Raw genomic sequence first — 13,434 nt, 5'->3', positions numbered from 1 at the left:
AGCCCTCCTTATATGGTTTAATCTATTACACCATATAAAAGAGGGTTTCTCTATTATTTTTTACAGGTCGACCCATTTAATGCCGCCTGATTGCGTATCATTGTCAATCCAGACATCAAAGTGATGCTTTTCATAAAAATGAACGAGTCTGTCGACATGATCCCAATCACGCTTAGCGATGTCGCCCGTCACTTTCGGGATATTCTGCTCTCTGGCGATATGTTTTAAAAATTTCATGCAGATCGAGCCGTAGCCATGGTTCGGCGGGCCTTTAATGTCCCCGATATGAATGGCATTGTCATAATAAGAGGCGATCAGTGAAAAACAGCCTCTTCCCCGGTAGGCTGATTCACAATCAGTCAGCATAATCTTACATGTTTGGCCATCATCAATCGAGGAAACAATGATCCAATCGTCATTGTTCGATTGATCAATACCAAGCACTCGCGCGTCTTTTGATACATCTATCAGATTTTCCCGCATTCTGAAAATCTGAAATTCAAGTTTATGAAGCTCTTTTTCCAGCTCTTTCTGATCTCTTTCTTCTGCAGTAAACAAAATCATACTCCTTTCACAGCGTAAAAGTCTTAGTTAAACACAAGTATCCATTGTAGTAAATGATGTCTTGGTTTGTAAATGGGTTTTGCAAAAACTTTTTTAGAAAAGTCTGCCGTTTATATGTGGATTGACGTTTTTAAGGCGGTGCGGATAGGGAAAGGAACAGTGAGCAGCGGAAAAAGGAGGAATCTATAATGGCAATTGACTCACTCATCGGCAAATTGAAGTACGTAATGACGGAATCTCCTGATAAAATGCTTTCCTTATATGTAAATACGGATATGAGAAATCCGGATCAGCAGGGGGGAGAGTGGAAAATCGCCTTGAAAACCGGTTTTCGGAGATTAAAAGAGTATCTGTCTGCCAGTGATCCGGAAGAAGAAAAATCTCTCGTCCGCATCATGGAACGTGTCTATCAATATATCGATGGGCTTGGTAAAGAGATGCCGCGAAGTCTCGTATTTTTTGCGTCGGGAGAAGGCGGTATTTGGGAGACGATTGAATTGCAGGTGCCTGTTGAAACACGATTTTATTGGGAAGAGACGGCTGTCCTTGATCAATTAGAAATTCTTCGTGAACAATTTCCGAGCACGGCTTTTATTCTCACCCAGCAGAATGAAGTGAAGATCATAGAAACCGTACTCGGAAAAATTGAAGGAGTGGAGCATTATCATTACGACGTCATCAATGAATCGTGGAAACCGCAGGATGTAAGCGGAAGCCGCTCCGCGTCGATGGACGAAGACGCCGCCAAAGCCCACGTCGAAGAAAACCAAAACAGGCTGTATAAACGATTGGCTTCGAACCTTGATCAGAAGGCCGCTTCACACCAATGGGAGCGTCTCGTAATCGCAGGGGACAAAGAAACAGCCGATATTCTCGATCAGCACATGAATAAACCGATTGATCGGATCATTCCAAAAAATCTGTTGAATGAAAACGAACATAAGGTGATAGAAGAACTGTTGAAGGAAGCATAATATGACGAAAGGCCGGGTCTCAAACACCCGGTCTTTTTAGGGCTTAAGTTTGTCTAATTTCTGACGAAGCGGGCGAAACCGTTGACATCAAAGCTGAATTCTCATACCATTTGGATAGTCAGTAAAATTGAGAGAGGTCATAAGATGAATCAGACAGAAAACAAACCTAAAAGTTATACCGGTGTCGTGCTGACATTGACCGTTCTGATCAACGGATTAATTGCGGTGCTGTTTTTTATGCCGAAATCGGGACAGGTCAGCATTGCCAATATTCATATTCTGCCGATGTTAAATGCCATTTTTAACAGCTTCACGTTTATCTTTTTGCTGGCAGCGCTCTTTATGATTAAGCAAAAAAACATTCAAGCGCACAAACGCTTTATTTTAGCGGCGTTTACGACGACTTTGCTGTTTTTGATCTGCTATGTCGTGTACCACTCGATAGCTGAGAATACTTTATTCGGCGGCCACGGCATCATGCGCGGGATTTACTTCTTTATTTTAATTACGCATATTTGCCTTTCCTTCATTATCGTGCCGCTTGCGCTGTTTACGCTGATCAGAGGATTCAGTATGCAGGTGGAGCGCCACAAAAAAATCGCGAGATGGACGATGCCGCTCTGGCTGTATGTCAGTCTGACGGGTGTCATTGTATACTTAATGATCTCACCGTATTATTAAAAAAAGCCGTGCTCTGCGCGGCTTTTTTCTATTGATTGAAAAAGGCGCCTCATCAGGGCGCCTTTTACTCTTCAAGCGTTTCAAGTGTTGTTACATTTAAGGATTGTTCAACGGTTTTTGTTTTTGCTTTTACTTTTTCTGCGTACGTGTAATCACCATAGCAGTAGGGATAACGGAAATTGTCTTTGTTCCCTCCGCAAGTGTAAAGTTTCGGATTCTTTTTGACCTGCTGCTCGGAGTATTGTTTTGCCAGTTCCTCAGTATGCGATCCTCCATGTTCAGCCACAAAATCAATATAGCCGGCTCCCATGTTGTAGCTTTGTATAATCGTATCCAAGTCTACGCCTTTTTTCTTGCCTGTTTGGTACATGAGAGTGAATTGTTTGATTCCCTGTTTGATACTGGTTTGAGGGTTTTTAATCTCATTTCGCTTTAAACCCAGAGATTCTGAAGACTGCATGGGATCATTTCCTCTTCCTTTTGACTCCTGATATATCATGCCGAGTACAAGCGATGTATATTTGGTGAGTCCTTTTTCATCCAGTTCGTCTTCAACAAGCGGTTTGTAATCTGTCAGCCGTTCAAGGACGATCGGTTTGACATCAAACGGAAGACTTTTGAGCCATTCATTATTTGAAAATAACAGAATGAGGAAGAAGGAAACCATGACAAAAACACATATCATCATAAGACCCGCGGCAGCGAAACAGCCTTTTTTCTTTTTCTCCACTGTGTTTCACCCTCAATTTCAGGAGCATTATGACTTTTTCATTATGACACAGATGAATGCGCGAAACCAAGCGGAAACCCGTATTTGAAACATAAATTTAAAATAACGGTTCTTTTGTCAGGCGCAGGATGTATCTGCATCAATTGACATTTGGTATAATTGGGCTACTTGAGAAAAGAAGGGTGAGGTATATGACTGAATTTCACGAATCCGGAAACAAAAATGACCCCGCTGTCGATTTAGATGAGGAAACTTTATTTTTGGTTGCCCAGACTTTTAAGGCGCTGTCTGATCCGACCAGAATCAGAATTCTCCATTTGCTGTCACAGGGTGAGCACGCGGTAAATGATATCGCAGAAAAGCTGAATTTGCTGCAGTCTACCGTTTCTCATCAGCTGCGTTTTCTTAAAAATCTGCGCCTCGTCAAATCACGCAGAGAAGGAACATCCATCTATTATTCTCCTGAGGATGAACATGTGTTAGATGTGCTTCAGCAAATGATTCACCATACGCGGCACGATTAAAAAACATCCCTGCTTTTTAGACAGGGATGTCAGCCGTACTGACTGTTATTGGTTTGGTCTCTGCTCGTTTTTAAAACATAAAAAGAGAAGCCGCTGTAATAAACTGCGATGAAATAAAAGATACTGATGGTCAGCGGATCGGCCCCGACCGTTTGGCTGTATGCCTCCGGATGGGTAAAGTCCGCTGTGATCCGGTACATTTCAATAACGCGATAAACAAATCTCGATAGGAATAACGTTAATAGAATAAGTTCAATCCACAGGTGAGTGCGAAAATACATTTTTCCGCGGCGTTCTTCAAATGAAATGTTCCGTTTTGCAAACAGGACCAGAAGCCAGCCGCAAAAAGTGCCGAATATAAGATGGCCGTATAAAGCCGGGTGTGTGATGCTGAAAAACGCCAGAGCTGCGGCCAGCAATGAAAACAAAATCATTCTTGTATAAAGCCAGCGGGGTTTCAAAGGCTGAAAGCCGACGGACCGTTTCACCTTTTTATACAGAAAAAAGGCAATCATTAAGACAGGGCAGATGCTTTGAAGTGTGATATGCATGGTGTGGAACTCCCCCTCCGTTGAGTAGTGTATGCTTATCCGGCTGGTTTTAGTAGTCTGATTTATTCGCAGGCTGAAAGCATCTTTTATCACAGTATGCACGTTTCTTTTTTTTGCATAAGAGAAGCGCCCGCGCCTTATTCAGGATTTAAACAGAAAACTCTTGATAAACTAACGGTATTAGTTATAATAAAACTAATGATATTAGTTTTTAGGGGGATGTTGATGAGAATCTTACAATACGGAACCGTTTGGCAGCTGACTTTTTTTCCCGCGCTCTTCCCGGTGAATTGTTATTTGGTTGAAGAAGAAGAAGGAGTAACCCTGATTGACGCCGGACTGCCTAACAGTCATAAAGGAATCAAACAAGCATTGCGGCAGCTTGGGAAGCCGCTGAATGACATATTACTCACCCACGCGCACGGGGATCACATCGGTTCGCTTGACTCATTAGCTGCGGAATTTCCGGATGCTTCCGTCTGTATTTCTGAGCGGGATTCTTTCTTGCTGAAAGGTGACACTTCATTATTTGAGCATGAAGCACAAACGCCGATAAAGGGGGGAGTGCCGAAAAATGTTCAGACCGAACCTGATCGCCTGCTGAAAGGCGGCGAGCGGATCGGATCTTTACTTGTCATTCCCGCTCCCGGTCATACGCCGGGAAGCCTCGCTTTTAAAGATATGAGAAATGATATGCTGATCGTCGGAGATGCCTTTCAAGTACGGGGCGGCCTTGCTGTTTCTGGGAAGCTGAAATGGAAATTTCCGTTTCCGGCTTTTGCTACGTGGAATAAAGAAGAAGCTGTAAAAACAGCAAGAACACTTATCGCTCATCAACCAAGCAGTCTGGCCGCCGGACATGGAAATGTTCTCTGCAATCCCGTTGAAATGATGGCTGAGGCTGTTGAGGAAGCCGAACGAAGCCTGCCGGGAGGCCGATCATAATGTCACCGAGAGTCGGAATGAGCCTTGACATGATATTGAGAGCTGCAGCAGGCATCGCTGACGAAAAAGGGCTGAACGAAGTGACGCTTGCGGCTGTTGCAAAGTCCTTAAACGTAAAACCGCCTTCCCTTTACAATTTTGTCAATGGCCTTCAAGGAATTAAAACAGAGCTGGCTGTCTCCGGTTTAACTATGTTATATGAAAAAATGGCGGCCTCTGCAGAAGGACTGACGGGCGAAACGGCTTTGCTTGCTCTCGCCGATGCCTATATCAATTTCGCCGAAGCCAATCCCGGATTATATGACGCAACATTTCAAAAGATAAAAGATGGCCGGATTGAGAATCTGTCAAGCCTGCTTGTAGGGCTTGTTGTCAGGCAGCTGACAGCTAACGGATATGCACAGTCTGACACTGCGATTCATGCTGCGAGAGGACTGAGGAGCCTTCTTCACGGATTTGCCGTGTTGAGAAAACAGAGTGCATTTGAATTAACCGAATCAATTAAGGAAAGCCGGAAGTTTGCAGTTGTTGCTTTTCTAAGAGGTTTGCAGGAGAGGGAACAATAATATTATTATGTAAACTAAATAAAAAGACGCATCATGTAAAAAGGAGGGACAAATGGATTCATTACAACATATCATTTGTGAGCGGCGCACCTATTCACATATTTTTGATTCTCATGCACACACATACTGCCAAATGCTCTTTCCGCTCGAAGGACAGCTGGACCTGGAGACAGAAAGACGTAAAATTAGATTAAAACCTGATCAAATGCTGTATATTCCGCCCGGGCATGAACATCGGTTCCGTTCTTTGGAGCGAAATGAATGTCTCGTTCTCGACATACCGGCATATTTTTTCAAAGGTTCATTTGCCCCCGGCGTTCTGAATAAGCTTGATCCTTTTTGGACATCGATTCGGTTTCTGCTGACAGAAGAGACAAAGCAGCAGTCGGCTCATTCATTGAGTCTGCTTGCAAAATATATTGCTGAAAAGATACAAGTAAACCGTACGAATGATTCAATTGCGTATATCCGCCGAAATCTATCAAAGACTTTTACAATTAAAGAGCTTGCCGCAATGGAACATTACCACCCGGCGTATTATTCCGACTGGTTTAAAAAGCAGACGGGGAAAAGCCCGCAAGCTTATATTGCTGAGCTCCGTATGAAGAAAGCGGAACAAATGCTTATTGAAACAAAATGCCGGCTGACAGACATCAGTCAGGAGGTCGGCTTTCAAAATTTGTCTTCCTTTACCAGATGGTTTGTCAGACATAAGGGAATAACGCCGCGTGTCTTCCGAAACACCTTTCAATCTGATAAATAATCCTGAAAATCGGTTAAATAAACTGCTTCTTTTTTTGGTAACATGATTGTAAAAAAGGAGTTTTTGATATGGCAGTCATTGAAGATTTTATCAAGCTTGATCTCAGAATAGGAACGGTCGTAAAAGCGGAAGTATTTCCGGAAGCAAAGGTGCCGGCCATTAAGATGACAATAGATTTCGGCGAAGAGATCGGCATGAAACAATCAAGCGCCCAGATTACAAAACGGTACGAACCGGGTGATCTGACGGGCAGACAGGTGACAGCTATTGTCAACTTTCCGCCGCGGCGGATCGCCGGATTTAAGTCAGAAGTTCTCGTTCTCGGCGGCATCCCGGAAAAAGGAGACGTTGTCCTGCTTACGCCAGAGCAGACAGTACCGAACGGAACGAAAATCGGATAATAAAAAAAGACGTTTGCAGAAGCAAACGTCTTTTGCGTATTGAGGCGATACACCACACGCCACATTCGTGTGTGCCGCAAGGGCATGTGCATCGGCTTACACAATTCAGCTCATCGCTATATCAATATAGCATGGCGGGTGTAGAAATGCAAGAGATTTTTTAATATATGTTATATCTGGCTTTGTTTTGCCGATCCCCGATCTTTCGTGTAAGGTTTTGTTTGAAATTTTATGATCTTGAATAAAGCAGTTCGACAAATGCAAGAGATTCATTTAATCTTATATCCCGTGGTAAAATTTAGGAATAAAGAAGCGGAAAGGAGCCGCAAATGAAAGTATTTGAAGCAGCCTCGTTCATTTCAGCCGCAGAAAAGCGGGCAAAACAATACGATCAGATTAGAGAACAATTTATCAATCTCAGAAAAGCATTTCAGGGAATGGCTGATTTAGATGACAGTGAGTTTTCAGGCAAAGGCGCCGACAACATTAAAGCATTCTTTCAAGATCACGCCGGTGTCACAGACAGCTGGCTTGATCTGATCGATATGAAGATTGCGTTTCTTAACAGTATTTCTGGAAAAGTAGCTGATGCGGGACTGGCCGATTCGTTTGTGGAAGAGTCATTTTTAGAACACGAGCTGATTCATGCGAAGAATAAATCACAAGCCATCATGCAGGAGCAGCGCAATGAAATGAAAGGTATCCTTGATGAAATCAGTGATATCATTCATCTTGATGTTTTCTCGACAGAAGATGTCGATCAAAAGCTGGATTCAGCAGATAAAAAAAGGAACGATACCATACATAAACTCGGAAAGCTTGATCACGATCTAACGAAAGAATACGCAGAAACCGAGGCAAATGAACATTTCATTCAGGCCGACTTTCAGCAGCTCCAAAACGCAACAGGCCAAGGAAAAAACGCCACTCCGCTTTATTACAACGCCAAGGCATACCGAGAAAGCGACATACATAAGAAAAAAGACGAGATTGCAAGACACTCAGACACATATTTAACGTTTAAAAAGGAAGAAGCGAAAGAGCGGGAAATCAAGGATCTGAAGAAAAAACTCGCCGACGGTGTGACCGATCCGGATGAATATTTGGAAATTGTGAAGAAGATCGGCTATGAAAACCTTGAACCTTCCCAGCAGCAATATGTCATTCAGCTTGAACAAGCAAAACAGCTGGAAGAAGCCGGAGAAGTGACTTGGGATATATTAAAAGGAGCTGGCGTTGGTTTATATGATGTCGGGAAAGACACGGTAACCGGTCTATGGGACTTCATAACCGATCCGGGAGAAACCTTGTCAGCACTGGGGAATGCAGTACTTCATCCTGTTAAACATATGATGCTGTTTCAGCAGCAATCGAGGAATCGTATCAAAAGGATATGGTAAATGGAGATGCGTATTCCAGATCAAGATGGGTGACATATGCGGTCGGTTCAGCAGCTGTGGCTGTCGTCGGAACGAAAGGCGCAGGAGCCGTTAACAAAGCTGATGCGGCGGGGAAAGTCATAAACAAGGCAGGGCAGGCAGGGAAGAAAATTAAAGACGTTAAACTTCCAGAACTCCTTCCTTATAACTCTAAATATGATCTTGCTCTGTCGGGTGACGTACCATACAATGTGGTTGACAGCCAAAACCTTAAAAATGAACTTTTGACCAATGCAAAGAAAATCCCGGATGGAACGAGAAAGCCGTCTACTGGTCAAGAAATAAACCTTCCTTGGTTAAATAAAGAAAAGTATGGTGCCTTTGAGGTTAAGGGCAAGGTAAAAGCAAAGGGAAAAGTTAAAGACATAAGCCGCAGAGTGTATACTATAAAAGATATTGATATGAACCAAAAAACAGAATTTGGCGTAACAAATCTTCAGCTTACGAAAAACGGTAATGCTCCTTATGCAAAAGATGGCACACAGATTAATTTACATCACTTGATTCAAGAAGAACCTGGGCCAATGCTTGAAATTCCAAACAGTTTACATACAAAATATAGTGATGTTATTCATAAGCTTAAGACTGATGGTGAAAGTTTTAGAAATGATAAGGTTTTAAAAGCACAATATGGAAGCTTTCGAAAGAGATATTGGAAGTGGAGAGCGAAACAATTTGAGAATGAGAATTGAGGTGTTTAAATTAAATGATTTATTCAAAGGTTGAAAACTTTATTAATGAAAACAAGCAAAATGCTATATTCACAGAGGGTGCAAGCCATGAAAACATAACTCGCATTGAAGAAATCCTCCAATGCGAACTTCCTATTAGCTATAAATGGTTCTTAGAAAAATACGGTGCTGGTGGTTTATTTGGGGTTTTGGTTTTAGGCTATAACTTCGATCATGCGTCAGTTGCAGATAAAACTAAAGAATATAAACAACATTATGGACTTGCTGATGGTCTTGTTGTCATAGAAGATGTTGATTTCTTTGCTTACTGTCTAGATACGAATAAAATGAAAGACGGAGAATGCCCTGTAGTGGAATGGGATAGGATAATTGGCTATCAAGATATCGCTGCAGAAAGCTTTATCGAATTTTTTTATAATAAGATTCAGGAAGCGAAAGATGACTGGGAAGAAGATGAAGACTGGGACGATTAATAAAAGAAAGCTCTCTTTTAGAGAGCTTTTTTCAGATTTTCAATTTTTAACAGGCTTTATAATGAGCAAACAGGCATTACTCAAAATACTCGCCGCGCCTATCCAAAGCAGCCATTGTGTTGCGGTCAGCCATGAGGCAGTTAGGATAAAGAGTCCAATGGCAATTGATATATAATTGCCGGCTCGGTCCAGTTTACGGTTGCAATGAATTTTGTATTTAGTATGAGAAATAAATTGATCAATTTTATCTTTCAGCTCATAGCATTTTTCCTTCATTTTATCCTCTGTTTCTTTTACTTTTCGATAAAGCATATTATTCATCGTCTGCACTCCCATATCGCCGTTTTGAAAATTCAGTCATGATTTTTTCTTCATAGTCATCTGAGATGAATTGTGCCTGATCTTCAACTTTCAAATGTGCTTTTTCTTCAAAACCATCCTGTTCTTCACCATCAAAACGATAAAGTTTTTGCAATAGCCTCCAGAATGTTTCAATTTCATCAGTTGTGAAGTCATGAAACATATCCGCTAAAAAATAGGTGGATTTTTCTGAACAGGAAATTAACGCTTTTTTTCCTTCAGCGGTAATCTCAATATTGATTGCACGTTTATCCAGTTTGCTTGGCACAGTGTGAACATATCCTTTTTTCGCGAGGCTTGAAATTAATTTGTTAGCGGTTTGTTTTGTTGTGCCCAGCTTTTTAGCGATATTCATAAGTGTGGTATCTTCCGTCGGTAAATGGGCAATAGCAATAAGAGTCATGTGCTGTCGGGAAGTCAACATTTCTAAGTATTCGTCCCCCCGAGCCTGCACTTTATTGACAACCGAAAATAATGATGCGTAACTTTGTTGCATGACATGCAGTTCCTTCATTAATAAATTAATATCCATAAGGTATCTCCTATTATAATTGTCACCATGTTGACAATTATAATATACAACGAAATGGGAAACAAGTCAATATGGTGACTAATAGTAGCGGGTGCGGCTGTTTTCAAAAATGTCACAGGCAGTCGGAGTGTTTACAAAAGGGGAAATAAGTATAATAAATGCGAAAAGGGCATTAATCCAAAGTGAGAAGGTGTTTGACATGCAGAAAGTGAACTGGTCAGAACAGTATGAATGGTTCAATAAACAAGATGAAAAAGATGGGCGTTTAATGGCGCTCCTTCGTCATGAACTTACATATGAGGAAGTCATACGGTTATATAAGAAAGGGTTTTATTTGAAATCTAAAGAAGGGGATGTTTCATTACGTAAGAACGATATCCTTCGTATGTTTGGGGTTGAAGAGAGGCAGGGCGGCGAATCTTAATAAACGGGAAGAGAAAAACTCTTCCCGCTTTTCATGGCAGCTGTTATTCTTTTTCCAGCATGGAAGTCAGCCATTCTCTTAATGCAGTTTTCTGTACATACAGCTTTCCGTTTCTCGTGATATGCGGAATGTCGGAGGTGTCGGGCACGATTTGTTTCGCTTCTTCCTTGGTAACTCCGAAATAATACCAATATAGAAGTGTAAATCTTTTTCTTTAATGAGAATGTGGTCAGTGTGTTCATGAGGATCAGGTGATTTAAAGTTTTTCAATCCGTCTCCGATGAAATATCCGGCTAAAGCGATTCCGATGCCGGTATGATATCCATACAGCAAACCTCCAATAAACGTTATCATTTTTTATACGGTGAAGCCGGCCGAAAGGATTCAGCCTTCAGCAAGGCCGCCGGGCGTTTACGCGGGCGGTTTTGATTGCTGAGCTTTTCCACCTGCACCTTTCCGGAGAAGAAAACAGCGCCTCCGCCCATATCCGCCAGCCGATCGGGCGTGAGCGAATTGACGAGCTGTTTTTTATCATCCATATCGGCCCAAAGACCTTGGCTGACTGCAACGCCGGGAAGCACCTGTTCGCCGACCGAAACTGTCAATTCACACTCTCCGCGGTGATTCCAAACTCTAACGGTTTCCCCGTCTTCTATGTTCCGGCGTACAGCATCTTCTGTATGAATAAAAAGCTTTGGCGCTTTTTCCAGTTTTACGTGTTTTTCATTATTCGAAAATGTCGAATTTAAAAAATTATGATTCGGTCCCGGGACAAATAAAAGCGGAAAATCGCCATCGCTCTCAAGAGGGATGTGCGTCGGCAGCGCCGGATAACCGTCTTGTTTCATCTTTTCAGAATATAATTCAATTTTTCCGCTCGGTGTCTTGAGCTGTCCCGGAAAAAGCGGTTTTTTCCGTTTGGCTTTCATGAAGGAATGGCGTGAGAGCGATTCGTAATCAATATCCTCGATATACGGATTGTCGGGAAAGTCCAGCGCCTGTCTGATCAATTCTTCATCGGAATCCTGAAGCTCCTGCTCGGTAAATCCCATTGCTCCGGCAAGCAAACGGAACACTTCCGTATTCGATTTGCTGTCCCCGTAGGGTTCGATCACCGGTTTTTGCAGCTGAATAAAATGATGCCAGTAAGACGTGTAAAAATCCGTGTTTTCAAAAGCGGATGCAGCAGGGAGCACGATATCCGCATATTTGGCGGTTTCCGTTAAAAACAGATCGTGAACGACTGTAAATAAATCCTCCCGCAGCAGGCCTTTTCTGACTTTATTCGCTTCCGGCGCAACCACTGCGGGATTCGTACCGTAAATAAACAGGGAGCGCACGGGCGGTTTTGTTTCTAAAAGAACGCTTCCGAGCCTGTTCATATTAAATGATCGTGGCTTCCTGCCGTAAAGCAGATCAGGCCGCTGAAGCGCTTGTCTGTTATAGTTTAATACCGCGCTGTTGTGCTTGATTGCGCCTCCTCCGGTGTTGAGCCACTGTCCTGTAACAGCCGGGAGGCAGGCGACGGTGCGGACGATCATTCCGCCATTGTCATGGTGCTGAATGCCGTTTCCGATCCTGATAAGGGAAGGGGAGGTTTCCCCGTACATTCTCGCAAGGCGTCTGATATCGTCGGCTTTAACGCCTGTAATAGCAGAAACTGTTTCCGGATCATAGTGTTTGACATGCGCTTTTAATTCGTCACTGCCTTCGGTGTATTCTGTGAGAAATGCTTCATCGTGAAGGTTTTCGTCGAATAAGACATGCATGATACCGAGGGCGAGTGCGGCATCTGTGCCGGGGCGAATGGGAATAAACCAATCGGCAAGCCGGCCGGTTTGGTTCTTATGTACATCGATAACGACAATTTTAGCCCCTTTTTTCCGGGCTTTTTGAGCAATCATGACTTGGTGCATATTCGTGCTGACGGCATTGATCCCCCAAAAAATAAAGAGCTTTGTATGTATGGTCTCCTCCGGATCAGTACCCGCTCCTTCACCCATTGTATAGTTATAGCCTTCAGATCCGGCTTTGCTGCAGATCGTCCGTTCGAGATGACTCGCTCCGAGACGATGGAAAAAACGGCGGTCCATTCCCTCTGCCGCCAGTTTTCCCATATTGCCGTAAAAGCTGTACGGAAGAATGCTTTCCGCTCCTTCTTCGGCAATGAGCTCTTTCCAGCGCGCACTGATCGTATTGATAGCTTCCTCCCAAGAAATAGGCGCAAACGCGGCTTCACCTTTTTTACCGATCCGTTTTAACGGAACGGTTACGCGCTTCTCATCATAAATACGCTCAGCCATGTGTCTGACTTTGTTGCAAATATTCCCTGATGTGACCGGGTGATCGGGGTCTCCCTGAATGTTAACGATTTTTCCGTCTTTTTTTGTCACAAGCAAGCCGCATTGATCGGGACAGTCTAGTGAGCATACCGACTTAAAGACCCCGTTCGGCTGTGTTGCAGCAGAATTCATAGCCCATTTCTCCTCTTTGTTTATATTGTAAGCATTATAACATTTCAAAATCGAACGTCAATTCAGAAAAAAAGTGTTGACATCACGGAAAGACTTTTCTATGATGAGTTTATTCTTTTAAACAGCCTGACAATTTCATCATTTTATTTTCTATCCAGAGAGGTGGAGGGACTGGCCCTACGAAACCTCGGCAACATTTATTGTGCCAATTCCAGCAAGCGTATGCTTGAAAGATAGGAAAGAATGATCTATACATATTTGTGCGCTTCAAGCGCATAAAGACGGTATATGAATCTCTTTCCTTCTTTGGGGAAAGAGATTTTTTTATGAAAAAATTTATG

14 protein-coding genes, 3 pseudogenes and 1 riboswitch are annotated in these 13,434 nt (G+C 42.8%); of the genes and pseudogenes, 10 read left to right on the top strand and 7 right to left on the bottom strand.

Features of this window, described 5'->3' with window-relative positions; all coding sequences use genetic code 11:
• Positions 1 to 60: 60 nt before the first annotated feature.
• Positions 61 to 558: an N-acetyltransferase gene (locus NYE28_RS11140; RefSeq protein WP_007407988.1), complete on the bottom strand. Its 498-nt coding sequence runs from the start codon at positions 556 to 558 to the stop codon at positions 61 to 63.
• Positions 559 to 752: 194 nt separating this feature from the next.
• Here NYE28_RS11140 and NYE28_RS11135 point away from each other — a divergent pair, with 194 nt between their 5' ends.
• Positions 753 to 1,538 (top strand): VLRF1 family aeRF1-type release factor, encoded by a 786-nt coding sequence (locus NYE28_RS11135; RefSeq protein ID WP_072589162.1) that lies wholly within the window; start codon positions 753 to 755, stop codon positions 1,536 to 1,538.
• Positions 1,539 to 1,682: 144 nt separating this feature from the next.
• Positions 1,683 to 2,219, top strand: a complete 537-nt coding sequence (locus NYE28_RS11130; RefSeq protein ID WP_015239997.1) for a DUF420 domain-containing protein — start codon at positions 1,683 to 1,685, stop codon at positions 2,217 to 2,219.
• A gap of 64 nt (positions 2,220 to 2,283) precedes the next feature.
• Here NYE28_RS11130 and NYE28_RS11125 read toward each other — a convergent pair whose 3' ends face one another.
• Complete coding sequence (locus NYE28_RS11125) at positions 2,284 to 2,949, bottom strand: lysozyme family protein (protein ID WP_003153802.1); 666 nt, start codon at positions 2,947 to 2,949, stop codon at positions 2,284 to 2,286.
• Between the two features lie 191 nt (positions 2,950 to 3,140).
• Here NYE28_RS11125 and czrA point away from each other — a divergent pair, with 191 nt between their 5' ends.
• Positions 3,141 to 3,473, top strand: a complete 333-nt coding sequence (czrA, locus tag NYE28_RS11120; RefSeq protein ID WP_012117736.1) for a Zn(II)-responsive metalloregulatory transcriptional repressor CzrA — start codon at positions 3,141 to 3,143, stop codon at positions 3,471 to 3,473.
• Positions 3,474 to 3,502: 29 nt separating this feature from the next.
• On the opposite strand, the gene NYE28_RS11115 is transcribed toward czrA, so the two are convergent.
• A complete protein-coding gene (locus NYE28_RS11115; RefSeq protein ID WP_168985348.1) occupies positions 3,503 to 4,024 on the bottom strand; it encodes a kinase in 522 nt (173 codons plus the stop codon).
• Positions 4,025 to 4,249: 225 nt separating this feature from the next.
• On the opposite strand from NYE28_RS11115, the gene NYE28_RS11110 reads away from it, so the two are divergent.
• The 6 genes and pseudogenes from NYE28_RS11110 (at position 4,250) to NYE28_RS11085 (ending at position 9,303) form a co-directional block, all read left to right on the top strand.
• Positions 4,250 to 4,969, top strand: coding sequence for an MBL fold metallo-hydrolase (locus tag NYE28_RS11110; protein WP_020955928.1), 720 nt, complete (start codon positions 4,250 to 4,252; stop codon positions 4,967 to 4,969).
• Complete coding sequence (locus tag NYE28_RS11105) at positions 4,969 to 5,535, top strand: TetR-like C-terminal domain-containing protein (protein ID WP_138092462.1); 567 nt, start codon at positions 4,969 to 4,971, stop codon at positions 5,533 to 5,535. Before NYE28_RS11110 ends, NYE28_RS11105 begins: the two co-directional genes overlap by 1 nt.
• A gap of 52 nt (positions 5,536 to 5,587) precedes the next feature.
• Positions 5,588 to 6,298, top strand: a complete 711-nt coding sequence (locus NYE28_RS11100) for a helix-turn-helix domain-containing protein (protein ID WP_342490070.1) — start codon at positions 5,588 to 5,590, stop codon at positions 6,296 to 6,298.
• A gap of 68 nt (positions 6,299 to 6,366) precedes the next feature.
• Positions 6,367 to 6,699 carry a chaperone CsaA gene (gene csaA / locus NYE28_RS11095; RefSeq protein WP_007611940.1) on the top strand — a complete coding sequence of 111 codons (333 nt, stop codon included), beginning with the start codon at positions 6,367 to 6,369 and terminating at the stop codon, positions 6,697 to 6,699.
• A 329-nt stretch (positions 6,700 to 7,028) separates the two neighbouring features.
• Positions 7,029 to 8,830: pseudogene (locus NYE28_RS11090) on the top strand (T7SS effector LXG polymorphic toxin).
• Between the two features lie 14 nt (positions 8,831 to 8,844).
• Positions 8,845 to 9,303 (top strand): SMI1/KNR4 family protein, encoded by a 459-nt coding sequence (locus NYE28_RS11085; protein WP_014418100.1) that lies wholly within the window; start codon positions 8,845 to 8,847, stop codon positions 9,301 to 9,303.
• A gap of 39 nt (positions 9,304 to 9,342) precedes the next feature.
• On the opposite strand, the gene NYE28_RS11080 is transcribed toward NYE28_RS11085, so the two are convergent.
• Both NYE28_RS11080 and NYE28_RS11075 read right to left on the bottom strand, forming a co-directional pair.
• Entirely contained in the window at positions 9,343 to 9,624 is a 282-nt protein-coding gene (locus tag NYE28_RS11080) for a hypothetical protein (RefSeq protein WP_061581688.1), read from the bottom strand.
• Positions 9,617 to 10,195 carry a MarR family transcriptional regulator gene (locus NYE28_RS11075; protein WP_052827535.1) on the bottom strand — a complete coding sequence of 193 codons (579 nt, stop codon included), beginning with the start codon at positions 10,193 to 10,195 and terminating at the stop codon, positions 9,617 to 9,619. Before NYE28_RS11075 ends, NYE28_RS11080 begins: the two co-directional genes overlap by 8 nt.
• 199 nt (positions 10,196 to 10,394) lie before the next feature.
• On the opposite strand from NYE28_RS11075, the gene NYE28_RS11070 reads away from it, so the two are divergent.
• Positions 10,395 to 10,619 carry a hypothetical protein gene (locus tag NYE28_RS11070; RefSeq protein ID WP_094031769.1) on the top strand — a complete coding sequence of 75 codons (225 nt, stop codon included), beginning with the start codon at positions 10,395 to 10,397 and terminating at the stop codon, positions 10,617 to 10,619.
• Positions 10,620 to 10,662: 43 nt separating this feature from the next.
• Here the strand turns inward: NYE28_RS11070 and NYE28_RS11065 are convergent.
• Together NYE28_RS11065 and NYE28_RS11060 are read right to left on the bottom strand one after the other, a co-directional pair.
• Positions 10,663 to 10,973, bottom strand: a pseudogene (locus NYE28_RS11065) (hypothetical protein).
• Between the two features lie 80 nt (positions 10,974 to 11,053).
• Positions 11,054 to 13,093, bottom strand: a pseudogene (locus tag NYE28_RS11060) (molybdopterin oxidoreductase family protein); the annotation flags it as partial.
• Positions 13,094 to 13,240: 147 nt separating this feature from the next.
• Positions 13,241 to 13,333, top strand: a riboswitch (SAM riboswitch).
• The last annotated feature ends 101 nt before the right edge of the window (positions 13,334 to 13,434 follow it).

Source organism: Bacillus sp. FSL R5-0443 (genome assembly GCF_038608285.1).
Lineage (GTDB): Bacteria > Bacillota > Bacilli > Bacillales > Bacillaceae > Bacillus > Bacillus velezensis.
Note: the sequence above shows the minus strand (reverse complement) of the source record. Positions and strands in the feature narration are given on the sequence as shown.